Below are 24,126 nucleotides of genomic sequence, written 5' to 3'. Positions count from 1 at the left end.
GGCGGCTCGTTTCATGAGGATAGATTCGTGGATAGTCAGACAGGCACAAATTCCAGGGACAGAATCCTGGACGTCGCGACAAAGATCGCGCAGGCGCATGGCTACGGCGGACTGAACCTTCGCACGTTGGCGGAAGAAGTCGGCATCAAGGCCGCCAGCCTCTACCATCACTTCCCGAGCAAAGCCGATCTCGCCACCGCCGTGGCCAAGCGCTACTGGGAAGGCGCGGCAAAAAACCTGGAAGTGCTGTCGGCCAAGATGTCGGATCCCGCGGAGCGCCTGCGGCGCTTTCCAGGAACGTTTCGTGCGTCGCTGGAGAGCGACAATCGCATCTGTCTGTGCAGCTTCATGACCGCGGAGTTCGACGATCTGCCTGAGCAGGTCAAGAAAGAGGTCGAAACGTTCACCGACATCAATGTCGCGTGGCTCAGCAAGACGCTTGTGGCCGCGGGAATCGTAAGCAGCAGGGATTCCAAGAAGCGCGCTTATGCCATATTCGCTGCCGTTGCCGGCGCGCAGCTGATGGCGCGCGGCCGTTCCGACATAAAGCTGTTTGATGCGTTGATCAAGAATTACCAGGTGGCTGGGCTTTTGCCCTCGTAAACACCGTGGCCAGGACCCTCTCTGTGAGGGTGCCAATCCGCCCTCGTAGCATCGTGGTGCTACGAGGGCTCGTGCTGCTGCCCTCTACCTCGTTGCCCTAGACGGACCAACCTTCACGATACTCACGACGTAGAAACTCGTTGGCTGCCGGGACATTGGTGATGCGCATGTTGTCTGCGTCGTACTCGATCCGGCCGCCCGCGCGAAGGGATACGACGCCAAGTAGCATGACCTCTGTCAGCCGCGCGGCATACGAGAAGGGCGAGGACGCTTCCGCCTTTCCCTTGCAGGCATCTACCCAGTTCATCTCGTGCGAGGTCTTGATGCGTGCGTACTTCTGCGGAGGTATGCCCACCGAATCATGCAACGACTGCGGCAGCAGGCGCGGGTTCGCGCCGTATGTCTCGTGGATCAGCTTGCCCTTGTCGCCGATGTAGAGGACGCCGCCGTCCTTGCTCAGCTGCCCGGCTCCCAACGCTTGAAGTCCGGGTGGCAGCAATGCGCCGTCGTACCAGGTGAGCTTCACCGGCGGCCTGCTGCCGCGTGCCGGGAACTCGTAATACGTCATCGTCGCCATGGGGTACGACGCGTGATTGAAGGGTGTCGAGACGGTCTCCACGGCCGTCGGAAAGCCCAGGTCCAACGACCAGAACGAAGAATCGATCAGGTGCGCCCCCATGTCGCCGATGGCACCCACACCCCAGTCCACCCATCCACGCCAGTTGAACGGGTGATACACCGGGTGGTAGTCGACGACGGGACCGGGGCCCAGGAAGAGATCCCATGCCAGCCCTTGCGGCATCGGATAGTTGCCGACCATGGCATTGGCGAGCCGATCCATCACCGCGCCCTCGTTCCAGTTCGCATCGTCCGGTTGCGGCCTGGCTTGCGGGCGTGGAATCCCTTGCGGCCAGTAGGCAAGCGGACGATTTGTCCAGACATGGACCTCGCTCACATGGCCGATCGCTCCTGCTGCGATGTATTCGTTGATCAAGCGGGCATCGTCGGACGAATGCCCCTGGTTTCCCATCTGCGTGACAATCTTGGGGTTGTCCTTGGCCTTCCTGGCCAGCATGCGGGCTTCGTCAATCGACCAGGTGAGTGGTTTCTGCACGTACACGTGCTTGCCATGGCTCATCGCCGCGCTGGCGATCACCGCATGCAGGTGGTCCGGCGTTGCAATGACCACCGCGTCGATGTCCTTTTGCTGTTCGAGCATCTGGCGGTAGTCGGTATAGCGTTTGATCGAATCAAACTTGTGGGACAGCCGCGTTGTCCGCTCGATATCGTCCTGCAGCTCCCGGCGCTTTGCAGCGTTCTGAATCTTGTCCAGGCGTGCCTGTGCTTGTCCCAGGTCGGCAAACATTCCGTGAAAGGACTTGTCCACATAGCGCCAATCCACATCGCACAGGGCGACGATGTTCTCACCGGCCAAGGCGCGGATATTGTGCATGCCCATGCCGCCGACGCCGATGCCGGCAATGTTCAATCGATCGCTGGGCGCTGTATGGCCGGGCCCGCCCAGGACATGGCGGGGCACGATCATCAACCCGGTCGCGGCGATGGCGGTGCCGGTGAGAAAATTTCGGCGTGAGATCTTGACGTTATCGCTCGTTTCTTTGGACGCTTCCACTGTGCTGTGGCTTTGCTTGTCTTGCTCTATGTTCGATTCATCCGACATGGGCGCTGCAGTCTCCGTTTGGATATCGATGGGATAGGGAGCAATCCAGACGAAGCCACGTATTCCATAAGGAAGCTCAAGCTCGTAGATTGCATTTAGATGGGTAGTAGCCAGCTCTACCTGTCGTTGCACCAGGCTGCGGTGCAGCCCGATACGAGCATGATGGCCGGCGCGAGATAGCTGTGCTGCTCAAACACAGCCAAGGTAACCACGGACATAACTCCCTCTGCGGCCAAATCAGGGGTAACAATTAAGCATAAGTTGGCCAAAACAGCCACGTTGTGGCTAAGCGCACAATCGTTGACCGCGAATTAGACGTCCAATTTAGACAGCCAAATTTCGTTCGCTACTGAACCGGGCCGCTCACGGGACTCAGCAGGTAGTCGCCAGGCTTGAATGCTCTTCGCATTCGCTGGGTGGCGAAATCGACGAAGGCGCGAAGTTTTGGCAGCGATTGACTTCGGCTTGGATAGTAAAGGGAAAGGCCGGGAACCTCGACACAATACGATTCGAGCACGGCCTGCAGGTCTCCACTTTCGAGATACGACATCACGAGTGAATGCGGTATCTGGAAGAGCCCAACGCCTCTCAGCGCTGAGTGAATGCAGGCCTCGATGTCATTGATCACGAGAGGTCCCTCGACGCCCACCGTGATGCGCTCACCATCGACGATAAATTGCCAATGATCGAGGGCTCGCACGGACTGACGCAGCAGGATGCAACGAAAGCCCTGCAGGTCGTACGGAGACGACGGTCGGCCATGCTTTTGAAATAACGTAGGAGCACCAACAACAACGAAGCGCTCCGGTGGCGTCAGCCACACCGCGACCATATCGATCTGGACGAAATTTCCGAGACGTATCCCCGCATCGAAACCTTCTTCGACGATGTCGATCGGACGATCCTCGCCCACCAGATCGAGTTCGACATTTGGATGAGCGTCGAGAAAGTCGGGCAGCAAGCGATTCACCAGCAACGGCAAAACGGGCCTAGGCACGTTGATGCGCAGTCGGCCGGTAATCTCACCGCCCAAACCACTCGCAGCGTCCAAACCGGCCGTGAGCATATCGACGGCCGGGCGTGCATGGGCAAGCAGGCGTTCACCCGCTTCGGTCAGCCTGACGCTTCGCGTCGTACGGGAGAAGAGGGGCGCGCCAACCCGCTCTTCCAGGCCGCGTATCGCCTGGCTGACCGCAGACGGGGTGATGCCGAGCTGGCGTGCCGCAGCGCGAAAGCCTCGATGCTCCGCCACGGTCAGAAACATCACAAGCCCGTCCAGATGGGTTCGAGCGATTGTTAAGTTCATCTACACGGCCCGTTCCGAATATGCCTCGTATTCGAATAATAACCCACGGGGTACCGTGGGCTACCGAACTTGATAAAGAAGAACGCTCATGTTTTTAGTTATGGGAATCACGGGAAAAGTTGGCGGCGCAGCGGCCAAGCATCTGCTGGCGCAAGGCAAAGAGGTACGTGCGCTCGTCCGGCATCGTGAAAAGGCGACGAAGTGGGCCGACCAGGGTGTGCAACTGGTAGAAGGCGACTGGAACGATTCGGCGGCCATCGAGATAGCGCTCAAAGGCGTCGAAGGCGCTTTTGTTATGTTGCCGTCCGAATGGGCGCCTTCGCCGGATTACAAAGAAGCGAAGGCCGTGATCGCAAATTACGTCGGTGCGCTTACCCGGGCAGCTCCGCCGCGGGTGGTAGCGCTCTCATCCATGGGGGCAAACCGAACCAGCGGGCTGGGGATGATCACCGCCCTGTCGCTTCTGGAGCAGGCATTTCGCGACCTGACATTGCCGATCGCTTATGTGCGTGCAGGCGGCTTTTTCGAGAACTTCCTTTACGGCCTGCAGGCTGCCCAGGGTGGCACGCTCCCCGTCTACTACAACCCGACCGACCGGAAATCGACCATGGTTGCAACCCATGACGTCGGCGTTGAGATCGCAGCGCTTCTGACCGGACCGGCATGGTTGGGGCATCGGGTTGTCGAGCTCGGTTCGATGGTCAGCGCTGATGACGTGGCGGCGCAACTGGGCGACGTCTTGAAGATCGAGGTCAAAGCGTTTGCCATTCCGCGAGCGGGTTGGCCGGCGGCGTTCGAGCAGTTGGGTATTCCGAAGGGTCAGACCGGACCGGCCGAAGCCATGTTCGATGCCGTCAACGCAGGTTGGATGGGCCTTGGGGTTGACGGAACAGAGCATGTTCCAGGCACGACATCCGCGCGTGATGTCTTTGCGGCGGCCCAGAAGGCCGTTGCGGAATAAGTTCGCCTATACGCCGCTGCGGCTTTCGAAACCTACTCTGAAAATCGCTTTCCGCTAGCGGCAAACTCATCATCCAAGGTTGGGCACATGTCTAAATTCTCCTGGCGCCGGGTCTTACCTTTCGCGCTTGCCGCTTTCTTCGTCGTGGGTTCGCTCAGCAATATTTTGGCGCCTGGATCCATCTACGAGGAATACCTGAAATGGGGCTACCCAAGCTGGTTCCATTTCGTCACCGGTTCGCTGGAACTCACTGCGGCGGCGCTGCTTTTGCGGGCGCCGAGTCGTCTGTTAGGTTCGGCGCTTGGCTGTGCTGTCATGCTTGCCGCCGTCGCGACCGTCATCATCCACCACGACTACGGGCATGCTGTGCCGCCACTCGTCGCAGCGACTTTGTCACTCCTTGTCGGCTGGATAAGTGGGCGCAAGCAGACAGTGGCCACTAGCCATTGATCGGTGCAAGCGGCATCCAGGCGTATACGTGGTCTTCAACGCGACTGCCTGGGATGCCATGCCTTCCGCCGCTCAACGCGGCGTTCGGTCTCATGGATCGCCGCTTTGAAACGTCACTGATCCACTTCGGATCATTTCAGTAGAGCGAGCGAGACACGGTCAATACAGTAGCCGCTCATGTCGCGCCAGACGATTGGAAGAACACATGTCTACATTATCCAAGTACGCGAACCGGGCAAAGGCGCCCGGTTGGCTAGGAAGCTCGTTGCTTTTTTTCGCCATCGTCGGGCTTTCGCAGCCTATCCTTGCATTTGAACAAACCGATATCTCCATGACGCCGGCAAAATGGCAAGCGAATGGCGATGTATCGTTCCAGCATGATAAGACCGAGCAGGATATTCTCGTCGTCAACAAGGGTTATGCGGAGCTGAAGAACACCAACTTCAGCAATGGAACGATTGAGTTCGACACAAAATTTGTAGGGGAGCGAATCACCGGCATCACCTTTCGCCAACATGATGACGAAGCGGATGCCTTGTATTTTCGGCCGAGTGCAGACTGTGCTGTCTCCGAGGAATGCATCCAGTACATGCCCACGGCACATCATGTATTCGAATGGGACTTGTATGGACAGTATCAAACGCATGCACCCATTCATTTCGACGGCTGGAACCACATAAAGCTGGTGCTCTCCGGCGCACGCATGAATGTTTTCATCAACGGTGCGCACGCACCGGCGCTGGCTGTCGAAACGCTGGTCGGTGGCTTCCCCGATGGCTCGATCCGATTGCATGGACCCGCATCCTATGCACACCTGAGCATCGCGCCCAATGTCGTCGATGGCTTGTCTGCGGTGGCGCCCGCGGACCCAGCGAAGGATGATCTCCGATACGTACGTCATTGGCTGGCTTCGAAGCCGTTCGTCATGCCCAGCCGCATGGATGGCACGCTTCAGGAAAACACCGGCATCGACCCCGTTTACTCGTCCATGCCAAAACAGACAGCGCCGTGGAAGTCCATCCCGCTCGACCCGGGTGGCCTGGTCAACTTGACGCGATGGTTTGGCGATGCGCAGACAGGGCAGGCCATCACCGGCATCTGGTTGAAGACCGCGATCGACGCTGACCACGACCAGATAAAGCACGTAGATATGGGATGGACCAGAGAAGTCTGGGTCTTCGTGAACGGTAAGCTCACGTTCCAAAGCAAGAACCTCTATGGCATCAAGAGCGCGAGCAAAGAGCCCGGCGGGCGCCTGTCCCTTACCAATGGATCATTCGACCTGCCGCTAAAAAAGGGTAAGAATCAAATTGTTGTAGCTATCGACGATAACTTCGCCGGTGGCCAACAGCATTGGGGATGGGGTCTGGAGATGCGGTTGGCAAACAGTGACGGCATTCGTCAGATCGGCGGTGGTGCTCAATAGAAGATCGCTGCCTGGAGAGCCCGCTTGCGGCGACTGCTCGAAGGCCTGTGTCGATCCCGGGCAAGCTCATTCGTCGTATGCATGAAGGCGGCTACTTCGGCCGCCCCTTCCATGAGGAAACTGCCATGTCCTACATCGATGGTTTCGTGATCCCCGTACCCAACGCCAACCGCGAACAGTTCATCGCGCACGCCCGTACCTTTGACGCCATTTTCGTGGAGTTTGGCGCCATTCGGGTGGTGGAGTGCTGGGGTGACGACGTGCCCGACGGCAAGCTCACCGATTTCCGCCGCGCTGTGCAGGCGACGCAGGATGAAACCGTAGTGTTCTCGTGGGTGGAATGGCCTGACAAGGCCACTCGCGATGCCGGCATGGCGAAATTCATGCAAGACCCGCGCATGGCCGCCGCCGCTGACTGTCCTTTCGATGGCAAGCGCATGATCTTCGGCGGCTTCACATCGGTGGTCAGCCTGCCGGACTAGAGCAGCCCGGATTTTGACCGGCAAGGTAGACGTCCATTGGCCAACCTTGCTTCGGGAATTCATAGTTTGGCCGTACCGGCCAAACTGTGGTTCAGCGCGCAACAATCCCCGGTATGAGCACAAGTTTCCATGTCGTTATCGGCACCCAATGATACCCATCGAATGTCGTGCCGAGTACTCATCTCAAGCGGTTGGCACCGTCCCACCGTCGATGGTGTATTCCGTCCCGGAGATGGCGCTGGCGCGAGGCGATACCAGGAAGGCGATCAAGTCCGCTACCTCCTGCGGTTTGGCGGGTCGGCCGAGTGGGATGCCTCCCAGACTCTTCATGATGATTTGCTTTCCGCCTTCGTAGTCCGTGCCGGCTTCGTCGGCCAGGCGCTGAGCCAGACGTACGGCCGCCTCTGTCTCAACCCATCCTGGCGAGACGCGTATCACGCGAACTCCTTTCGGAGTGACTTCCTTGGAGAGGCTTTTGCTGTAAGTCGAAAGCGCCGCCTTTGCCGCAGCGTAGGCAGTTGTCGACTCGGGAAGGGGCAGCGTGTGCTGGATCGACGTGACATGGACTATGACGCCCGATCCCTGCGCCAGCATGAGGGGGAGTAAAGCTCGATCGAGACGGACAGAAGGCATAAGATTGCGATTGAGTGCATCAGCCCATTGATCATCATCGAGGGCCGCAAAGCCTCCCGCGGGCGCATTGGATCCGCCCAGGACATTCACAATGATGTCGATACCGCCTAGTTCCTGGCGAACCGCGTTGATGACAGCATGGCATCCCTCTGCCGTTGTAAGGTCTGCGGCGACGTAGATTGGCCCCGTGGCGGACCGAGGCGGGATCGAGCGCGCTGAGGTCAGGACGTTCGCTCCGGCTTCCAGCAGCGTTGATACGACCGCCGCGCCGACGCCTTTCGTTCCCCCGCTCACCAATACACGTTTGCCTTCAAGGCCAAGGTCAAAGTTCATACGCCGATCTCCAGCGAAGCAATCTTGTTGTCTTGCAACTCAAAGCAATACCGCAGATCGATGGGGCTTCGCTTGAACTTGCCAACCAGGCGGCAGGTGACAAAGAATCTGCCATCGATGCTCGCAACTGCGATCGGTTCGCTGGTGTATTCGTATTTGGCCGACGAATCCACCTTCCACTGCTTGATCTCCGCCCGACCGTTATAGGTATGACGCTCATCCACAACGACGGCGTCTTCGAGAAAGCTCTTAACTAAAGCATCCGCATCATCTCCGCCATCTGCGGCGAAGTAGGCGGCAATAGGTGTTGGAAGATCGAGCATCATCTGGGTCCTCTTGGTCTTGGGCATGTCGTGCAGGCCCGAGCGATTGCATGGCTCCCCAGAATGGGATTACGGTGGTGGCATCACAAGAACGCACGAAAAGGTAAGGGACTTACCTGAAGGTAAGGAGCATGGCTAAAACATGGTGAAAAAAAACTACACCCAGGAGACTGCAGCCAACGGCGTAGAGCAGGCATTCAAGCTCCTTGAAGGGCGTTGGAAGCTCGTCATCATGTTCCACCTGTTTGGTGGTCGAATCATGCGGTTTTCGGAACTGGAACGAGCGATCCCATCGGTCTCGCAAAAAATGCTGGCCCAGCAGCTTCGACACATGGAAAGTGACGGCCTCGTCCATCGTATCGTCCACCACCAGGTGCCGCCGAAGGTCGAATATGCTCTGACGGCGTGGGGACAGGCATTGTGTCCGGCGCTGGATGCCTTGCTCACCTGGCTGGAAGAACGCCCCCTATCGGAGGGCGCTGACGAGAGCTGATCACCTAGCGGTCTTACCGTCGGAAATTAGCCTGAAATCTCAACTCAAAGGGAAACTGCATGCGTCGTGCACTTGGAAGTTGGCTTCTTGGCGTACTGCTGGTGTGCAGTGTCAGTTATCCATTCAGTACCGCGATGGCCTCGGGCCCGGCGTCCGAGTTGGCTGTTCGAACTTCAGCCGGTGCGCTCGACGGCGTCCCTTACCGAATCGATATACCCAAGAACTGGAACGGCAATCTGGTCGTGCTTATGCACGGCTACGAGCCCAAAGGTGTGCCGCGTCAGAATCCATGGCCTCAAAATGAAGAGGCTCCCGTTTTCCTTTCCCATGGTTATGCCGTCGCTGCCAGCGCATTCGCCTCCCAGGGTTGGGCCGTGGGAGACGCCTTGGAGAACAGTGAGAAGCTCCGTCAGTTCTTCATCAAGGAGAACCGAGCGCCCCACCATGCTTATGTGGTTGGCTTCTCGTTGGGTGGGCTGGAATCGCTGGCGACCATGGAACGCTATGGCTCCAAATACAGCGGCGCCCTGTCGATGTGCGGCGTAAATGTATCCGCGCCAGATATTGTTGCGCGTGGCGTCGTAACGCCTCTGGTCGCCTTTGATGTGTATTTCCCTGGCGTACTTCCCGATCTGGCGGATCCTGCCTCTCCGGCCATGGTCGATCAAGAACGCATCCAGGAAGCATTGAAAACCAATCCCGCCAGCGCTGCCCGGCTGCAGGATCGATTGCAGGAAACCAGTGCAACGTTGCCGGGGTCGTTGATGCTCGACTACATGGTCTTGCACGAGATAGTGCAGCGTGCAGGTGGTATGCCTGTCGACACGATGAAGACCATCTACACCGAATTTGCAGATGATGGTGCCTTCAATAAGAAGGTGCATCGGTACAAAGGGGTACCCTCGGCCATGGCGTATCTCGCGAGCAATGCAACGTTGACGGGGAAAATCACGGCACCTGTCGTGCTGCAGAGAAATGCCTTCGACCAGACCGTCCCGTCGCGCTTCGATACGGTTTATCCCGGGCTCGCGAAGGCTGCCGGCAACGCCTCGAAGGTGACGGTGCTACCTCCCGTCGGGGAAGGGCACTGTGCCTTTACGAACGAAGAAATTGGCAAGGCTTTTGATGTTCTGGTCGAAAAGACAAGTCAGGCTGGAGGCCGCTAAGGCTGGTCCTCAATGGACAAAACGCACGGGACAAACCGTGAAATAGTAGAATTTTGCAAGCACAATCATTAACTTAATAAAACTCATCTACTCCGTTTTCCCCCATAGTTTGTACACCGGGTACTAACTATGCGAATACGCACAAGCGCCCCTAGGCCATAAGTCCCAGTTGACTTTCCTCAAGTGTATTGTTGTATTAATACACATGGATGCCTCTCTACTCACGATTCAACCCGCCTCGGCCGAGCCGATCTATCGGCAGATTGTCGAGCAGCTTCGGCGGCTGATTGCCGGGGGACAGATTGCGCCCGGCGAGCTGCTGCCTTCGGTGCGCGATGTGGCGGGGTTCCATGCGATCAATCCGATGACGGTGTCGCGCGCCTATGGCATGGCCGAAAGCGAAGGCCTGCTCGAACGGTTGCGCGGCAAGGGGATGGTCGTGGCGCAAGCGCATCGATCGACGCAAACCCAGGCGCAACGCCTGGGGCTGCTCGAGCCGCAGTTACAGGCACTGGCGCGACAGACCACCGAACTCGAATTACCTGCCGAGCCTGTGCTGCGGCGGTTGTCCAAACTGCTGGGGGAATGACATGAACGCCGTACTTCGCGAGACCACGATGGTTGCCCCGTTATCCGTTCAGGGCCTGCACCATGCTTATGAGGGTAGCCCGGTGTTGGCGGGGATCGACCTCGCACTCGAGCCCGGTGGCGTGCTGGGTTTGATCGGTCGCAATGGCGCGGGCAAGTCCACGCTGATCCGCGCCATGGTCGGCTTGCTCGAACCGAGCGAGGGCAAGGCGTTCGTCTTTGGCGAGCCGGCCTTGCGCATGTCCGATGCCACCAAGGGGCGCCTGTCTTATGTGCCGCAGCAGCCGGAGGCATTGGCCTGGCTGACGGCGGAGCAGATGCTCGATTACATCGGACGTTTTTATCCGCGTTGGGATCGTGGCTTCGCCAAGCAGCTGATGCAGCGCTGGCAGATTCCACAGAATCGCCTGCTGGCCAAGCTTTCGCCCGGCGAACGGCAACGTGTGGAGTTGATTCGCGCGCTGGCATCGCAGCCCGACCTGCTGGTGCTGGACGAGCCGGCCGCGGCGCTCGACCCAGTGGCGCGCCGCGAACTGTTGCGTGAAGTCGCCGTGCGCGCCGGCGAGTTCGGTACGACCGTGCTGTTCTCCACGCACATCGTGTCCGATCTCGAGCGCGTCGCTTCGGACATTGCCTTTGTGCACGAAGGCCGGCTGATTCTGCGCAGCACCGTGGACGACACGAAAGAACGCTTCATGCGCTTGTGGTTACCGCCCCGTCTCAGCGCGGCGGCACCGGAGGTTGCATTGAGCCATCGCCAGCACGGGGACGGCAGCATCAGCCTGGTGGTCGAGCGCGATAGTGAAGGTCAGTGGCCGCAGGCGAGTCAGCTGCCAGGTGCGCGTATCGACCCGCTGGGGTTGGAAGATCTGTTCGTGGAGATCGCCGAATGAATCTCTCGCTGATACTGAAAGCACCGTGGCGTTCAGCGCGTGCGCCGGTGCGTTGGGTGATGTGCAGCTTCTTTGTTCTTTTGCTTATTGCCGCCGCGTGCATATTGATCTTCAACAAGAACAGGGAAGGGGCCATCTCCGATGCCATCGGGGCGATCGGCTTCGGCATGGTTTACGTGTGGGCATTCTTTGTCTCGCACATGCTGCTGATGGCGATGGATGCACGCGATCTGCGCATACCGCAACTGCCGGCAAACATTGTCGTCAGCCTCGTGCTGTATGCCGCGCTTTGTATCGTCCTACCCGCGATCGCCCTGGGCTTGCTCGGCGGCCCCGCGCTGGCTATCGCGGTTGTGATGGCCTTATGCGTGCTGGGCGGTTTGCTCTTCGCGTGGCTGCCGCGTTATTTCGCCTCGCCGATGGGCTTGCTGCCTGCATTGATGATCGGTGCACGGCGCATCGCCAACATTCCTGGGCCGTCGCAACCGGAGTTTCTGAGCTGGGCGCTGCCGCTGACTCTGGTGCTCGCACTCTTGATTGCCTACCGCTGGCGCCAGTTGATGCGTACGCATGGCATGCTTCAGCAAAGCATGCGCAGCCCGATGGTGATGCAGTTCCGTCGTATCGGCGAAAATAGCTGGGGGACGTTTGGTACTGCCTTCAGCAAGGAGACTCTGAGCCAGCAACCGGCATGGATGCTGGCCAAGGCGGACCTCAGGAAGGTGGGACCGAATGCGCCGCTGCAAACGATACGTGTTGCCCTTGGCGGCTTCTATATGCCCAAGACATGGCGAGGCCTGTTGTTGACAGCCGCGCAGTTCTCCTTCTTGTTGATTATTCTGGCTGCAGTCGTTCTGATGATCGGCCTGGATAGCAAAGTCAGCCTGTCCGGAGCACTAACTCACATTGCGCTGCCACTCGGAGCGTCCTTAGCGATCTACGGCACGGCGCTTATCAGCATCGTTACCATCGCTCGCTTCTCGCAACGCTGGCGCAAGACCAATACCGAGCTGCCACTGCTGGCTTTGATGCCGGGCCTTGGCGATGCAGCGAAGGTGAAAAAGGAGTTTCTGCGGGCTTCGTTGAGTTTGCCGATGCGTTGGCAAATCGGGCTTGCCGTGGCGATGATTGCCGGCGCTCTTTATCTGCACGTCGACGCCGCTATTATCGTATCCATCGCTGCAGCACAGCTGTGCAGCCTGGCCCTGCTGCCGGCCGTGTTGTTACGTGTCATCGGTGGGCGACCGCCGCAGGCCTGGATGTTTGTGGTGGGAACGCTATTGATGATCGTGCTGCTCAATGCGGGCTGCGTGTTGCCAGTCCTCGCCAAGGACGACTCGCTGCATCCGAACATCGATTATGTCGCGTTGGCCGTTACGGCTGTCTGGGCGGTGATGGGTTTAGTGATGGTGTATCTGGGGCGCACCGGCTGGCAGTCGCTACAACATCGGCCGCATGCGTTTCTTGCCAATCAAAACTGAAGCTCCTCCTATTCGTCATCCCGGCGCAGGCCGGGATCTACTCCTCAGCGTGGATGCTTGCCATATGTCGTCTGACGAGCGAGGCCTGAGGAATGGATCCCGGCCTGCGCCGGGATGACGAGCGAAAAATGGCGCTCGCACTAAAGCGAGCGGCACCGAGTCAATCAGCCTTTGATAAAAGCAAGCACGTCCTGGTTGAACTGATCGGCCTGCGTCTGCGCCAGGCCATGCGGGCTGCCCTTGTAGACCTTGAAGGTTGCGTCCTTGACGATCTTCGCTGTCTTGGCACCCGCTGCGGCGATCGGCACGATCTGATCGTCGTCGCCATGAATCACCAGGGTGGGCTTGTCGATCTTCTTCAGGTCGTCGGTGTAATCGACTTCCGAAAATTCATGGATGCAGTCGTACTCGCCCTTGATGCCGCCCTGCATACCCATCAGCCAGAAGGTGTCGCGCAGGCCTTCGTTGATCTTGGCGCCCTCGCGGTTGAATCCGTAGAACGGGATCGACAGGTCGCGGAAGAACTGCGAGCGATCGCCTCCCGTCCCTTTGCGGATACCGTCGAACACTTCCAGGGGCGTGCCTTCCGGATTGGCGTCGGTCTTGAGCATCAGGGGAGGCACGGCACCTACCAGTACGACCTTCGCGACACGGCTGGTACCATGACGCCCAATGTAATGCGCCACTTCGCCACCGCCGGTCGAATGGCCGATCATGACGAGGTCCTTCAGGTCGAGCTTCTCGATCAGCTCGGCCAGATCGTCGGCGTACTGATCCATGTTGTTGCCGTCCCAAGGTTGATCGGACGCTCCATGCCCACGTCGATCATGGGCGATCACCCGGTAGCCTTGCTGGCCGAAGAAAAGCATCTGCGCATCCCATGCATCGCCGGCCAGCGGCCAGCCGTGCGAGAACAGAATCGGCTGCCCCTTGCCCCAATCCTTATAGGCGATCCTGGTCCCGTCTTTCGTCGTGATGCTGCTCATCGTTTCGCTCCTTCAAGCTTGCGTGGTGGTGGAGAAAGATGAATTGCGCCCCATGGCCCTACGACCGCCACGCCAGTATTGAGGCACAAGAAAATGACAGGCATAGCAAACACGGCGTTATCGTGTCGTGCAGCGGGGGGCGAACGGAGATAGTCGACGATTCGGCACACAGAGAACAGCTTAGGCAGTTCGCGAGTCTGTCGTGCGCGATTGTGTTGCGACCTGTTGCAGGGATGAAACAAGCCGGCTGAAAAACGCTATCCCACTTAAAACAGCTGCCCCTGCGGCGAAGGCTCCCGCGGCGGTACAAAGCGGGAGGTATCAAGCTTCAACTCATACGCCTGGTTGAAGCCGTACTTGCGGCAGGCGACGTCGAAGCGCTTCTTGATCATCTGTGCAAACACGCCTTCACCGCGCATGCGCGTGGCGAAATCCGCTTTGTAATCCTTGCCGCCATGCATCTGCTGGATCAGGCTCATGACGTGCTCGGCGCGCTGGGGGAAATGCAGGGCCAGCCATTCGCGGAACAGGGCTTTCAGTTCATAGGGCAGGCGCACGGTGGTGAAGCCGGCGCGGCGAGCACCGGCAGTGGCGGCTTGCTCCAGCACGGCTTCCATGTCGCGGTCGTTAAGCGCAGGGATGATCGGTGCCACCAGCACGCCGGTCGGTACACCGGCTTCGGTCAGGGCGGCAATCGTCTTGATACGCCGATGCGGTGCGCTGGCGCGCGGTTCCAGTTTGGCGGCGAGGTGATTGTCCAGTGAGTTGATCGATACAAGCACGTGGACCAGCTTCTCGCGTGCCATCGACGCGAGGATGTCGATGTCGCGTTCGATCAGCGCGTTCTTGGTGACGATGGTGCAAGGGTGATGGCATTCGGCCAATACCTCCAGCGCGGCTCGCGTCAGCCGCCAGCGGCGTTCCGCGGGCTGGTAGGGATCGGTATTGCTGCCGATATTAATTGCGCTGATCTTGTAGCCGGGCTTGGCCAGTTCCAGCCGCAGCACCTCGGCCAGGTTGCTCTTGGCGCGTAGCTTGGTTTCGAAATCGAGCCCGGGCGAGAGATTCAGATAGCTATGCGATGGGCGCGCATAGCAATAGATGCAGCCGTGCTCGCAGCCGCGATACGGGTTCAATGCCTGACTGAAATGGATGTCGGGCGAGTCGTTATGGCTGATGACGCTGCGCGCGCGCTCTTCGGTCACCTCGGTGCGCGGACGCGGCTGGGTGTCGTCCAGCAGGGCGTGTTGCCAGCCATCGTCTTCGGCATGGTGACGGATCGACTCGAAGCGCCCCTCCGGATTGGAGGCAGCGCCTCGGCCTTTGAGGGCGCGAGGAGGCTCGTTCATGGGCTCAGTTTGCGCGCCCGCGGTCTCACCGGCGGAGACATGCCTTGCCCCATCCGAGTTGACGAGATAATAGAAATCATCGACATTACAATATCTTGCGATGGATCGTTCAAGGGAGCAGGGGCGTGAAATTCTGGCTGATACTCGTTGTGCTGGCGGTGCTGATCATCGCGCCAGTCATGTATATGGCCCGCCTCCTGGGCGCCAACAAGGCCGGGCTGGGCTCGGTGGTTTTCGCCATCTTTCTCTGCTCCCTGGTGACCGGGGCGCTTGAGCATCTGCATCTGGCGTCGCCGCTGGAATTTGTCGTCAGCTTTATTGCAGCGACGCTGATCTATCAGTGGATCCTGGCGACGACCTTCAAGAAGGCCGCCATCATCAGCATCGTGTCGACCGCGATCACCACGATAGGCGTCTTGATATTGATGAAGCTGCTGGGTCTCTGACGGCTACGGCAGGGCGCGTGGTGGTCTAATAGTCTGCTCGACGGCATCAGGTCTCCCCATGCACGCACTGATCTTCAACCATTTCGGCGGCCCCGACGTTCTGCATTGGGCCGAGCGGCCCGATCCGGTGCCGGCGCCGCATCAAGCCCTGGTGCGCATGCAGTGTGCGGGGCTGAATTTTGCCGACGTGTATCGCCGTAACGGCAACTATCACTTGAGCGGCGAGGCGCCGTGGATCCTCGGTTACGAAGGCGCCGGCGTTATCGAGCAGGCGGCTGAAGGCGACACTTTGTTCCCGGTCGGCACGCGCGTGGGTTTTGCGGATATGCCGTACGCCAATGCCGAGCTGGTCGCGGTCGATATCGACAAACTGATTCCCCTGCCGGCGGATATCGATGCCGATACGGCGGCTGCGGTTTTGCTGCAGGGGCTGACCGCGCAGTATCTGGTACGCGACAGCTACAGCGTCAAGGCGGGCGATGTCGCGGTAGTTCACGCGGCGGCCGGTGGCGTGGGTTTGTTGTTGACGCAAATGCTCAAGGCGATGGGCGCGAAGGTCGTGGGTATCGCCTCGTCCACGGTCAAGCGTGAGGCCGTGCTCGCTGCCGGCGCGGTGCTGGCGATCGACTATGCCGAGCTGGTATCGGCAGTTCATACCTTGACCGAAGGTCGCGGTGCGGACGTGGTGTACGACTCGGTCGGGCGCACGCTGGGCGACAGTCTCGCGGCAACCCGCATCGGCGGTACCGTGGTGTTCTACGGTATGGCGGCGGGCGATCCCGATCCGGTCGATCCGCGCCTGTTGATGGATCGCTCGCTGACGCTTACCGGCGGCGATCTATGGAACGTGTTGACCAGTGGCTCGATTCGGCGCGAGCGTGCGAACGCGCTGTTCGAGCTGGTGCGCCGGGGCACCGTGCAGCCGCAGATCGCGGCACGTTTCCCGATACGCGACGGCAAGGATGCCCATGCCTTTATCGAGAGCCGGGCGGCCATCGGCAAGGTGCTGCTGACGCTTGCTGGCTGATACGGAGACAGGCGTTTCGCAGGTTTCTACTTGCCGCACAAATTATTGTCTAGGCAGGGAAAACGCCCTGCCATAGGCCAAATGGCCACGTAAAGAATTTCGATCCAGAGCCGTTAACCCCGGTAAGCGACGACCACGAATGATCCATCCGGACCCTTGACGGGGCCTGCATGAGAGGTCGAAAGCGTCGCCGTTATAAGTCACGGGGGAAGCCATGGGTATGTTCAACTGGTTCGGCCGCACCACGCTTAACGCGCGCGTGTGGATGGTGATGCTGACCGTCGCGTTCGGCCTGGGCGCGCTCACGGTTATCGGCGAGATCGAAAGCCGCGACGTGCAGATGGCTGCGCTCGCCGATGGCCTGCATGATCAGGTGCAGAGCGCCATCGCCGTGGCGGAGGGTTATCGCCAGCGCGCTGTCAAAGGCGAGATGAGCGAAGCCGATGCGCGCAAGGCGGCCTTGCGGGACATCCAGTCCATGCGCTGGGACGACGGCGCGGGCTATGTGTTCGCCTTCGACTCGAAGGCGGTGCTGCTGATGCATCCGTTGCGCACCGATGTGGGCGCGAACCTTCATGACGAAGCCGATGCCAATGGATTCCATCACTATGCCGCGATGGCCAGCACCGATCAGGATGCTGGCCATGCAATGACCAGCTATGTGCAAAATATTCCAAAAACCGGCGAGCAGAAGCCGAAGATCAGCTACTCGGAGTGGTACAAGCCCTGGGATATTCACTTCGCTTCCGGCGCCTACTTCGATCATATCGATGCGGCGTTCCACACCGCCCTGATCAAGAGCCTGCTGCGCGCGGCAGGCATCGGCTTTGTCGTGATCATGGTGGTATGGCTGTCGATGCGAAGCATCAAGCGCACAATCGGCGGCGAGCCGGCACAGGCGGTGCACATTGCCACACGTATTGCCGAAGGCGATCTACGCAAGGGCGGTGATGTTGCGTTTCCCGAAGGCAGCCTGCTGGACATGGTCAATCGTATGCGCGAACACCTGTCGGTAATCGTGGCCGATGTGCAGCGCGGCGCCGGCATGGTGACGCTGAACTCGCAACAGCTCGCGCAAGGCAACGATGATCTGTCACAGCGCACGCAGGAGCAGGCATCGAGCCTGGAGGAAACCGCCGCATCGATGGAAGAGATGACCGCGACGGTAAAGCAGAACGCGGAAAATGCCCTGCAAGCCGACCGACTGACGCGTGCCGCACGTGAAAAGGCCGAACGGGGTGGGGCCGTGGCCGAAGAAGTCATGCAGGCCATGGCGAATATCGGCGAGTCCAGCCGCAAGATCGCCGACATCGTCAGTCTCATCGACGAGATCGCCTTCCAGACCAATCTGCTGGCGCTCAATGCCGCGGTCGAGGCGGCGCGTGCGGGCGAGCATGGGCGTGGGTTTGGTGTCGTGGCGGCCGAGGTGCGGCGCCTGGCGCAATCGAGTGGCGCGGCATCGCGCGATATCAAGCGGTTGATCGCCGAGAGTACCGAGCGCGTCGAAGTGGGCGAGATGCTGGTGGCGCAATCGGCTGAGGCGTTGCAGGCCATTGTCGGCGGTGTGAAACGGGTGACGGATATCGTGGCCGAGATTGCCGCTGCCAGTCAGGAGCAGTCGGCGGGTGTCGATCAGGTCAATATCGCCATCACGCAGATCGACCAGGTGACGCAGGAGAACGCGGCGCTGGTGGAAGAGGCGGCGGCTGCGGCCAAGTCGATGCAGGATCAGGCCGATGCGCTGCACCGGCAGATGGGGTATTTCACCATTGATGGGGATGCGGCTGATGGCAAGAAAGCCACGGAAGCAAAACCAGTGGCGCAAGCAAGCATGCGTAGTGAGTTCGTGGGCGAGGCGGCGTTGGCCTGACCGATCTTGTAGATACCTTCCCTACTCGTCATTCCGGCGCAGGCCGGAACCCAGTGACGTTGTTCTTCGATTTTCGCGATGTGCTGGACAGAGCAAGCCGTGATGCTCGTGGCGACAACCGGTTACTGAGCTCACTGGGTTCCGGCCTGCGCCGGAATGACGAGTAGGAGGGTGGCGGTTTTGTCACCAAGCAATCGGCTGCTTGTCCCGAAAAAACCGCCCATTCAAATTGCCTTGCTGCGGCGACAGACACGCAGCCCAGACAATACCTTCCGCACCTTCGGCAACCGGTCGGCCACCGCTACCACCCATATCGGTAGCCACCCAGCCGGGACACACGGCATTGACCAGCACGCCACTGCCCTTGAGCTCGGCGGCAAGCATGCGGGTATAACCATTGAGCGCAGTCTTGGAGACGCGATACGCGGGACAGTTCTCGCCCTCCATCTCGATCGCGCCGCAACTGCTGGAAACGTTCACGACCCTGCCGTAGTTATGTCGTTGCATCAACGGCAGCACGGCTTCGGTCAGGCGCCATGCGCCGAGCAGGTTGGTGTCCAGCGCGCTGCGCACGACCGACAAGTCGGCATTGGAGGCGCGCTTGTCGATATCGAAAAACGCGCCGGCGTTGTTCACCAGGATATCCAGCCGGTGGTAGCTGGTATCGATGTGCTTGGCCAGGTTGGCCACGTCATGGTCGGAGGTGACGTCGAGCTTGACCGCAACGACGTCGCCGCCTTCATGGCGCAGCTGGCGGGCGACTTTCTCGCCCGCCGCCAGCGAACGCGAGCCGAGCAGCACGGTGATGCCCTGTGCTGCTAGCTGTCTTACCACTTCCAATCCAAGGCCGCGGTTGCCGCCGCTCACCAGCGCAACGCGCTGGCTTGGCGGCGGTTCATTGGATACGACACTACCGCGCGCGGCCTTGCGCGGCAGGCGGTGCACGGTGGCGTTCATGGTGCAGAGGCCACCTCGGAGCACTTCTCGTCAGCACAGGCTTCCCAACCGCCACCGAGCGACTTGTAGATCGCCACGGCGCGCAGGTTGATCGCCGCCTCGCCTTCGGCCAACGCGTCTTCCGCAGTGAGCTGGGTGCGCTCGGCATCCAGCCACTCAAGGAAGTCGGTGGCGCCTTCGGTATAGCGGATCTTCGCCAGCTCGGCCGCGCGACGGCTTTGCTGTGCCTGCTCCATCAGCTTCTGCACGCGCTCGCGTTGCAGGTTGTACGAGGTCAGCGAGTTGTCGACATCCTCGGCAGCCTGCAACACGGTGCGCTGGTAGTTGGCCAGGGCTTCGTCGGCGCGCGCCTCGCTCGCTTTCACGTTCGAGTTCACGCGCTGCACGTTGAGGCCCGACCAGCTGATGCTCGGGGCCAGCGTCCATGCGCGGGTCGACGGGCTACCGAAATCATTGCTGCGGCCGGACAGAAAGCCGAAGAAGCCGCCGAGCGTGATATGCGGGAACCAGTCGGCCTTGGCGACACCGATGCGTGCATTGGCCGCGGCGTACTGACGCTCGGCCACGCGTACATCGGGGCGACGCGACAATACATCGCCGGCTTGGCCGATCGGCAGTGACACGTCGATCGGCTTGAAATTGACCGGCGTAAGATCGACGGCCAATTCACCCGGGCGTTCGCCCAGCAGTACGGCGAGGCGGAATTCATCCGCGCGCGCCTGCGTCTCCAGCAACGGCAGTTCCGCTTCGACCTGCGCCAGTCGCGCATTGGCACTGGCAACGTCCTGCTCCGAGCCGGTGCCGACATCGAGGCGAGCGCGGATCAGCGTCAACGACTGCTGCTGGTTTTCGATATCGCGCTTGGCGACATCGATACGCAGCTGCGTGCCACGCAGGTCGAAGTAATAGCGCGCGACTTCGGCGAACAGCGTGACCTGTGCATCCTGCAGCGAGGCGTCGGCGCTTTGCGCCTGTGCCTTGGCCGCCTCGACCGAGCGACGTACACCACCGAACAGATCCAGCTCCCACGATGCGTCGAAGCCGGCCTGGTAGGTCTGTACCGGCACGCGTTGCGTGGTGAAGCCCGGTTGCTGGGCGACGCTCTTGCTGTAGTCGACGCCGGTATTGATCGTCGGCCACTGATCGGCCTTGGCGACGCCAAGCTCGGCACGTGCCTCACGCAAGCGTGCAAGGGCGATCTTCAGGTCCGGCGCATTCTTCGCGGCGCGTTGGATCAGCGTATTCAACGTAGGATCGTTGAACTGCTCCCACCAGCGGGCCTGGAAGTTCTGCTCGCTCTGCCGTTGCGTGTCGACGCCTTGCAGCGTAACCGGCTTTTCCTGCGGCGCGTGATAGTCCGGGCCGACGCTGACGCAGCCGGCCAGCAACAGCGCGGAGAACATCGCGGTCATCGTGCCGAGGGTGCGACCGGGCTTGTTGCCCGGTCGTCCGCTCTTATCGGTCATGTTGTGGTTGTGCATGCTCATCTCAATGTTCCTCCAGCGCCGGGTGCTGTGCGTGCGCAGCCTTGCGCGCGTCCATCTTTTCGGTCCAGCCGCGAATCAGCACGTAGAACAGCGGGGTGAAGATCAGGCCGAAGAAGGTCACGCCCAGCATGCCGGCGAACACCGCCACACCCATCGCATGACGCATCTCCGCACCCGCACCATGCGAGGTCACCAGCGGCACCACACCCATGATGAAAGCGATCGAGGTCATCAGGATCGGGCGCAGTCGCAGGCGAGCAGCTTCGAGCACGGCCTGCTTGCGATCCAGGCCTTCGAGGAGCTGCGCTTCGCGGGCAAACTCGACGATCAGGATCGCGTTCTTGCACGCCAGGCCCACCAGCACGATCAAACCGATCTGGGTGAAGATGTTGTTGTCGCCACCGGACAGCCACACACCGGAGATCGCGGACAACAGCACCATCGGCACGATCAGGATTACCGCCAGCGGCAAGGTCAGGCTTTCATACAGCGAGGCCAGCACCAGGAACACCAACAGCACGCACAAGGGGAACACCAGCACTGCAGTATTGCCGGCAAGGATCTGCTGATAGGTCAGCTCGGTCCATTCGAACGACATGCCGTTGGGCAGGTTGTCGCGGGCCAGCTTTTCCATCGCATCCTGGGCCTGGCCCGAGCTGAAGCCCGGTGCGGCGCCACCGCTGATTTCCGCGGTCGGATAGCCGTTGTAGTGCTGCACGCGATCCGGGCCGACCGTCTGCTCCACACTCACGAACGAACCGAGCGGGATGGCATCGCCACGTGCGTTGCGCGTCTTCAGCTGCAACAGGTCTTCCGGTTCATGACGGAAGCTCTGGTCGGCCGAAACGTTCACCTGATAGGTGCGGCCGAAGCGGTTGAAGTCGTTGACGTAGAGCGAACCCATGTACGCCTGCATCGTCTGGTACACGTCAGCCAGATCCACACCTTCGGCCTTGGCTTTCTCGCGGTCGATGTTGGCGTTGATCTGCGGCACGCTCACCTGATAGCTGGAGAACAGCCCTGCAAGCGTCGGTGTCTTCTGGCTCTGTGCGATCAGATTCTGCGTCTGCTTGTACAGCTCCTCGAAACCGGCGTCGGAGCGGTCTTCGATCTGCACGCGGAAACCACCGATGGTTCCCAGGCCCTGTACCGGCGGCGGCGGGAAGATCGCGATGTACGCGTCCTGGATGCCGGCGAACTTCTGGTTCAGTGCGGCGGCGATCGCAGCGGCCGATTCGGACGGATCACGACGCTCTTCGAACGGCTTGAGCGGGGTGAACACGATGCCCGAATTGGTGCTGTTGGTGAAACCGTTGATCGACAGGCCCGGGAACGACACCGCATTGGCGACACCCGGCTGCTTGAGTGCGATCTCGCTCATCTTGCGGATCACTTCCTCGGTGCGGTCGAGCGAAGCGGCATCGGGCAGCTGCGCGAACGCGACGAGGTATTGCTTATCCTGCGGCGGCACGAAACCGGTCGGCACGTGGGCAAAGCCGGCACCGCCCAGGCCTACCAGGCCCAGATAGATCAACACGGTGATCGTACCGGCACCAAGCACGCGCTTGACGCCGCCGACGTAACGGTTGGCACCGCTGATGAACAAGCGGTTGAACGGACGGAACAGCCAGCCCAGGCCGCGATCCATCAGCAGCGTGAGCTTGTCCTTGGGCGCACCATGGCCGCGCAGCAGGATGGCCGACAGTGCCGGGCTCAGCGTCAGCGAGTTGAATGCCGAAATCACCGTGGAGATGGCGATCGTCAGCGCGAACTGGCGATAGAACTGGCCGGTCAGGCCGCTGATGAAGGCGGTCGGCACGAACACGGCGCACAGCACCAAGGCGGTCGCGACGATCGGGCCGGTGACTTCCTTCATTGCCTGCCGCGTGGCTTCCTTCGGCTGCATACCGTGTTCGATATGTCGCTCGACGTTTTCCACCACCACGATGGCGTCATCCACCACGATGCCGATGGCCAGCACCAGGCCGAACAACGACAACGCATTGAGCGAGAAGCCCGCCAGGTACATCACCGCGAACGTACCGATCAACGACACCGGCACAGCAATCAACGGGATGATCGAGGCACGCCAGGTCTGCAGGAACAGGATCACCACCAGCACCACCAGGGCGATGGCTTCGAACAAGGTATGCACCACCGCTTCGATCGAGCCGCGCACGAACACGGTCGGATCGTAGACGATCTGGTAATCCACGCCCTGCGGGAAATCCTTCTGCAGCAGTGCCATTTCGGCACGCACTTCGTCGGAGATATGAATCGCGTTCGAGCCCGGTCGGGCAAAGATAGGAATCGCCACGGCCGGTTGGTTGTCGAGCAGGGCGCGCAGTGCGTACTGATCGGCGCCCAGTTCCACGCGGGCCACGTCACGCAGGTGAGTCACCGCGCCGTTGCCTTCGGTGCGCACGATGATGTTGAGGAAGTCTTCCTCGTTGATCAGGCGGCCCTGCGTATTGATGTTGAGCTGGAACGCGGCCGTGCCGGGGCCGGGCGGAGCATTGAGCGCACCGGCGGCGACCGCGACGTTCTGTTCCTGGATCGCATGCACGATATCGCCGGTGGTCAGGCCGCGCTGGGCCAGCTTGTCCGGGTTCAGCCATACGCGCATCGAGTACTCGCCGGCACCGAACAACTGCACGTCGCCCACGCCGTCCAGGCGTGCGAGCTGGTCCTTGATATGCAGGCGTGCATAGTTGGACAGGTACAGCATGTTGTAGCGCTTATCGGGCGAGGTCAGATGCACGACCATGGTCAGGTCGGGCGAACTCTTCTGCGTCGTCACACCGAGGCGCTGCACTTCCTGGGGCAGACGGCTGAGCGCCTGCGCCACGCGGTTCTGCACCTGCACCTGCGCGTTGTCCAGGTCGCTGCCGAGCGCGAAGGTGACGGTCAACGTCATCTGGCCATCGCTGGTGGACTGCGACGAGGTGTAGAGCATGTTCTCCACGCCGTTGATCTGCTCTTCAAGCGGCGTGGCAACAGTCTCGGCGATGGTCTTGGGGTTGGCGCCGGGGTAGTTGGCGCGCACCACCACGGTGGGCGGCACGATCTCGGGGTACTCACTGATCGGCAGCTTGAACATCGCAATGCTGCCGCAGATCAGGATCAGTACGGAAAGGACGCCGGCCAGAATCGGTCTGTCCACGAAAAATTGCGCGATTTTCATC

The 24,126-nt window shown here is 60.4% G+C and carries 22 protein-coding genes; 13 read left to right on the top strand and 9 right to left on the bottom strand.

What is annotated here, in order from left to right; all coding sequences use genetic code 11:
- Positions 1–27: 27 nt before the first annotated feature.
- Entirely contained in the window at positions 28–603 is a 576-nt protein-coding gene (locus ACZ6WW_RS10445) for a TetR/AcrR family transcriptional regulator (RefSeq protein ID WP_465274137.1), read from the top strand.
- Between the two features lie 97 nt (positions 604–700).
- On the opposite strand, the gene ACZ6WW_RS10440 is transcribed toward ACZ6WW_RS10445, so the two are convergent.
- Complete coding sequence (locus tag ACZ6WW_RS10440) at positions 701–2,284, bottom strand: Gfo/Idh/MocA family protein (protein ID WP_465274136.1); 1,584 nt, start codon at positions 2,282–2,284, stop codon at positions 701–703.
- 346 nt (positions 2,285–2,630) lie between these two features.
- A complete protein-coding gene (locus ACZ6WW_RS10435; RefSeq protein ID WP_465274135.1) occupies positions 2,631–3,590 on the bottom strand; it encodes a LysR family transcriptional regulator in 960 nt (319 codons plus the stop codon).
- Positions 3,591–3,678: 88 nt separating this feature from the next.
- Here ACZ6WW_RS10435 and ACZ6WW_RS10430 point away from each other — a divergent pair, with 88 nt between their 5' ends.
- The 4 genes from ACZ6WW_RS10430 to ACZ6WW_RS10415 all read left to right on the top strand — a co-directional run bounded on the left by ACZ6WW_RS10430 (position 3,679) and on the right by ACZ6WW_RS10415 (position 6,909).
- The gene (locus ACZ6WW_RS10430) at positions 3,679–4,551 is read left to right on the top strand and encodes an NmrA family NAD(P)-binding protein (protein ID WP_281851274.1); all 873 of its coding nucleotides are present in this window, start codon (positions 3,679–3,681) and stop codon (positions 4,549–4,551) included.
- Between the two features lie 87 nt (positions 4,552–4,638).
- Positions 4,639–5,001, top strand: a complete 363-nt coding sequence (locus ACZ6WW_RS10425) for a DoxX family protein (RefSeq protein ID WP_465274134.1) — start codon at positions 4,639–4,641, stop codon at positions 4,999–5,001.
- A 205-nt stretch (positions 5,002–5,206) separates the two neighbouring features.
- On the top strand, positions 5,207–6,427 hold the full coding sequence (locus ACZ6WW_RS10420) for a hypothetical protein (RefSeq protein WP_465274133.1): 1,221 nt from the start codon (positions 5,207–5,209) through the stop codon (positions 6,425–6,427).
- Positions 6,428–6,552: 125 nt separating this feature from the next.
- A complete protein-coding gene (locus ACZ6WW_RS10415; RefSeq protein WP_465274132.1) occupies positions 6,553–6,909 on the top strand; it encodes a DUF1428 domain-containing protein in 357 nt (118 codons plus the stop codon).
- A gap of 183 nt (positions 6,910–7,092) precedes the next feature.
- Here ACZ6WW_RS10415 and ACZ6WW_RS10410 read toward each other — a convergent pair whose 3' ends face one another.
- Both ACZ6WW_RS10410 and ACZ6WW_RS10405 read right to left on the bottom strand, forming a co-directional pair.
- Positions 7,093–7,875 (bottom strand): SDR family oxidoreductase, encoded by a 783-nt coding sequence (locus tag ACZ6WW_RS10410; protein WP_465274131.1) that lies wholly within the window; start codon positions 7,873–7,875, stop codon positions 7,093–7,095.
- Positions 7,872–8,201: a nuclear transport factor 2 family protein gene (locus ACZ6WW_RS10405; RefSeq protein ID WP_465274130.1), complete on the bottom strand. Its 330-nt coding sequence runs from the start codon at positions 8,199–8,201 to the stop codon at positions 7,872–7,874. Before ACZ6WW_RS10405 ends, ACZ6WW_RS10410 begins: the two co-directional genes overlap by 4 nt.
- A 139-nt stretch (positions 8,202–8,340) precedes the next feature.
- Here ACZ6WW_RS10405 and ACZ6WW_RS10400 point away from each other — a divergent pair, with 139 nt between their 5' ends.
- The 5 genes from ACZ6WW_RS10400 (at position 8,341) to ACZ6WW_RS10380 (ending at position 12,819) form a co-directional block, all read left to right on the top strand.
- Positions 8,341–8,691 (top strand): winged helix-turn-helix transcriptional regulator, encoded by a 351-nt coding sequence (locus tag ACZ6WW_RS10400; protein ID WP_281851280.1) that lies wholly within the window; start codon positions 8,341–8,343, stop codon positions 8,689–8,691.
- Between the two features lie 59 nt (positions 8,692–8,750).
- Positions 8,751–9,857, top strand: coding sequence for a hypothetical protein (locus tag ACZ6WW_RS10395; protein ID WP_465274129.1), 1,107 nt, complete (start codon positions 8,751–8,753; stop codon positions 9,855–9,857).
- Between the two features lie 205 nt (positions 9,858–10,062).
- Positions 10,063–10,446, top strand: coding sequence for a GntR family transcriptional regulator (locus ACZ6WW_RS10390; RefSeq protein ID WP_281851287.1), 384 nt, complete (start codon positions 10,063–10,065; stop codon positions 10,444–10,446).
- A gap of 1 nt (position 10,447) precedes the next feature.
- Positions 10,448–11,338 (top strand): ABC transporter ATP-binding protein, encoded by an 891-nt coding sequence (locus ACZ6WW_RS10385; protein WP_465274128.1) that lies wholly within the window; start codon positions 10,448–10,450, stop codon positions 11,336–11,338.
- A complete protein-coding gene (locus tag ACZ6WW_RS10380) occupies positions 11,335–12,819 on the top strand; it encodes a hypothetical protein (protein WP_465274127.1) in 1,485 nt (494 codons plus the stop codon). The genes ACZ6WW_RS10385 and ACZ6WW_RS10380 overlap by 4 nt, the downstream gene beginning before the upstream one ends.
- 164 nt (positions 12,820–12,983) lie before the next feature.
- Here the strand turns inward: ACZ6WW_RS10380 and ACZ6WW_RS10375 are convergent, their stop codons facing one another.
- Together ACZ6WW_RS10375 and ACZ6WW_RS10370 are read right to left on the bottom strand one after the other, a co-directional pair.
- On the bottom strand, positions 12,984–13,805 hold the full coding sequence (locus ACZ6WW_RS10375; RefSeq protein ID WP_465274126.1) for an alpha/beta fold hydrolase: 822 nt from the start codon (positions 13,803–13,805) through the stop codon (positions 12,984–12,986).
- Between the two features lie 266 nt (positions 13,806–14,071).
- The gene (locus tag ACZ6WW_RS10370) at positions 14,072–15,154 is read right to left on the bottom strand and encodes a PA0069 family radical SAM protein (RefSeq protein ID WP_465274125.1); all 1,083 of its coding nucleotides are present in this window, start codon (positions 15,152–15,154) and stop codon (positions 14,072–14,074) included.
- Between the two features lie 125 nt (positions 15,155–15,279).
- Between ACZ6WW_RS10370 and ACZ6WW_RS10365 the strand changes: the two genes are divergently transcribed.
- The 3 genes from ACZ6WW_RS10365 to ACZ6WW_RS10355 all read left to right on the top strand — a co-directional run bounded on the left by ACZ6WW_RS10365 (position 15,280) and on the right by ACZ6WW_RS10355 (position 18,497).
- Positions 15,280–15,600 carry a hypothetical protein gene (locus tag ACZ6WW_RS10365; RefSeq protein ID WP_465274124.1) on the top strand — a complete coding sequence of 107 codons (321 nt, stop codon included), beginning with the start codon at positions 15,280–15,282 and terminating at the stop codon, positions 15,598–15,600.
- Between the two features lie 58 nt (positions 15,601–15,658).
- Positions 15,659–16,627 (top strand): quinone oxidoreductase family protein, encoded by a 969-nt coding sequence (locus ACZ6WW_RS10360; protein WP_465274123.1) that lies wholly within the window; start codon positions 15,659–15,661, stop codon positions 16,625–16,627.
- 214 nt (positions 16,628–16,841) lie between these two features.
- Positions 16,842–18,497, top strand: coding sequence for a methyl-accepting chemotaxis protein (locus tag ACZ6WW_RS10355; RefSeq protein ID WP_465274122.1), 1,656 nt, complete (start codon positions 16,842–16,844; stop codon positions 18,495–18,497).
- 183 nt (positions 18,498–18,680) lie between these two features.
- Here the strand turns inward: ACZ6WW_RS10355 and ACZ6WW_RS10350 are convergent, their stop codons facing one another.
- The 3 genes from ACZ6WW_RS10350 to ACZ6WW_RS10340 form a co-directional block, all read right to left on the bottom strand.
- A complete protein-coding gene (locus ACZ6WW_RS10350) occupies positions 18,681–19,454 on the bottom strand; it encodes an SDR family oxidoreductase (protein ID WP_465274121.1) in 774 nt (257 codons plus the stop codon).
- Complete coding sequence (locus tag ACZ6WW_RS10345) at positions 19,451–20,866, bottom strand: efflux transporter outer membrane subunit (RefSeq protein WP_465274496.1); 1,416 nt, start codon at positions 20,864–20,866, stop codon at positions 19,451–19,453. The genes ACZ6WW_RS10350 and ACZ6WW_RS10345 overlap by 4 nt, the downstream gene beginning before the upstream one ends.
- A gap of 76 nt (positions 20,867–20,942) precedes the next feature.
- Positions 20,943–24,125 (bottom strand): efflux RND transporter permease subunit, encoded by a 3,183-nt coding sequence (locus ACZ6WW_RS10340; RefSeq protein WP_465274120.1) that lies wholly within the window; start codon positions 24,123–24,125, stop codon positions 20,943–20,945.
- Position 24,126 lies beyond the last annotated feature (1 nt).

It is taken from the genome of Dyella sp. NPDC103356, from assembly GCF_055584465.1.
The sequence above is the reverse complement of the archived record's forward strand: the minus strand, read 5'-3'. Positions and strand labels throughout refer to the sequence as shown.

Bases quoted from the DNA above. Each gene is read 5' to 3' on its own strand.
- ACZ6WW_RS10440 (WP_465274136.1), bottom strand. From the start codon at position 2,284: ATGTCGGATGAATCGAACATAGAGCAAGACAAGCAAAGCCACAGCACA.
- ACZ6WW_RS10435 (WP_465274135.1), bottom strand. From the start codon at position 3,590: ATGAACTTAACAATCGCTCGAACCCATCTGGACGGGCTTGTGATGTTT.
- ACZ6WW_RS10430 (WP_281851274.1), top strand. From the start codon at position 3,679: ATGTTTTTAGTTATGGGAATCACGGGAAAAGTTGGCGGCGCAGCGGCC.
- ACZ6WW_RS10425 (WP_465274134.1), top strand. From the start codon at position 4,639: ATGTCTAAATTCTCCTGGCGCCGGGTCTTACCTTTCGCGCTTGCCGCT.
- ACZ6WW_RS10420 (WP_465274133.1), top strand. From the start codon at position 5,207: ATGTCTACATTATCCAAGTACGCGAACCGGGCAAAGGCGCCCGGTTGG.
- ACZ6WW_RS10415 (WP_465274132.1), top strand. From the start codon at position 6,553: ATGTCCTACATCGATGGTTTCGTGATCCCCGTACCCAACGCCAACCGC.
- ACZ6WW_RS10410 (WP_465274131.1), bottom strand. From the start codon at position 7,875: ATGAACTTTGACCTTGGCCTTGAAGGCAAACGTGTATTGGTGAGCGGG.
- ACZ6WW_RS10405 (WP_465274130.1), bottom strand. From the start codon at position 8,201: ATGATGCTCGATCTTCCAACACCTATTGCCGCCTACTTCGCCGCAGAT.
- ACZ6WW_RS10400 (WP_281851280.1), top strand. From the start codon at position 8,341: ATGGTGAAAAAAAACTACACCCAGGAGACTGCAGCCAACGGCGTAGAG.
- ACZ6WW_RS10395 (WP_465274129.1), top strand. From the start codon at position 8,751: ATGCGTCGTGCACTTGGAAGTTGGCTTCTTGGCGTACTGCTGGTGTGC.
- ACZ6WW_RS10390 (WP_281851287.1), top strand. From the start codon at position 10,063: ATGGATGCCTCTCTACTCACGATTCAACCCGCCTCGGCCGAGCCGATC.
- ACZ6WW_RS10385 (WP_465274128.1), top strand. From the start codon at position 10,448: ATGAACGCCGTACTTCGCGAGACCACGATGGTTGCCCCGTTATCCGTT.
- ACZ6WW_RS10380 (WP_465274127.1), top strand. From the start codon at position 11,335: ATGAATCTCTCGCTGATACTGAAAGCACCGTGGCGTTCAGCGCGTGCG.
- ACZ6WW_RS10375 (WP_465274126.1), bottom strand. From the start codon at position 13,805: ATGAGCAGCATCACGACGAAAGACGGGACCAGGATCGCCTATAAGGAT.
- ACZ6WW_RS10370 (WP_465274125.1), bottom strand. From the start codon at position 15,154: ATGAACGAGCCTCCTCGCGCCCTCAAAGGCCGAGGCGCTGCCTCCAAT.
- ACZ6WW_RS10360 (WP_465274123.1), top strand. From the start codon at position 15,659: ATGCACGCACTGATCTTCAACCATTTCGGCGGCCCCGACGTTCTGCAT.
- ACZ6WW_RS10355 (WP_465274122.1), top strand. From the start codon at position 16,842: ATGGGTATGTTCAACTGGTTCGGCCGCACCACGCTTAACGCGCGCGTG.
- ACZ6WW_RS10350 (WP_465274121.1), bottom strand. From the start codon at position 19,454: ATGAACGCCACCGTGCACCGCCTGCCGCGCAAGGCCGCGCGCGGTAGT.
- ACZ6WW_RS10345 (WP_465274496.1), bottom strand. From the start codon at position 20,866: ATGACCGCGATGTTCTCCGCGCTGTTGCTGGCCGGCTGCGTCAGCGTC.
- ACZ6WW_RS10340 (WP_465274120.1), bottom strand. From the start codon at position 24,125: ATGAAAATCGCGCAATTTTTCGTGGACAGACCGATTCTGGCCGGCGTC.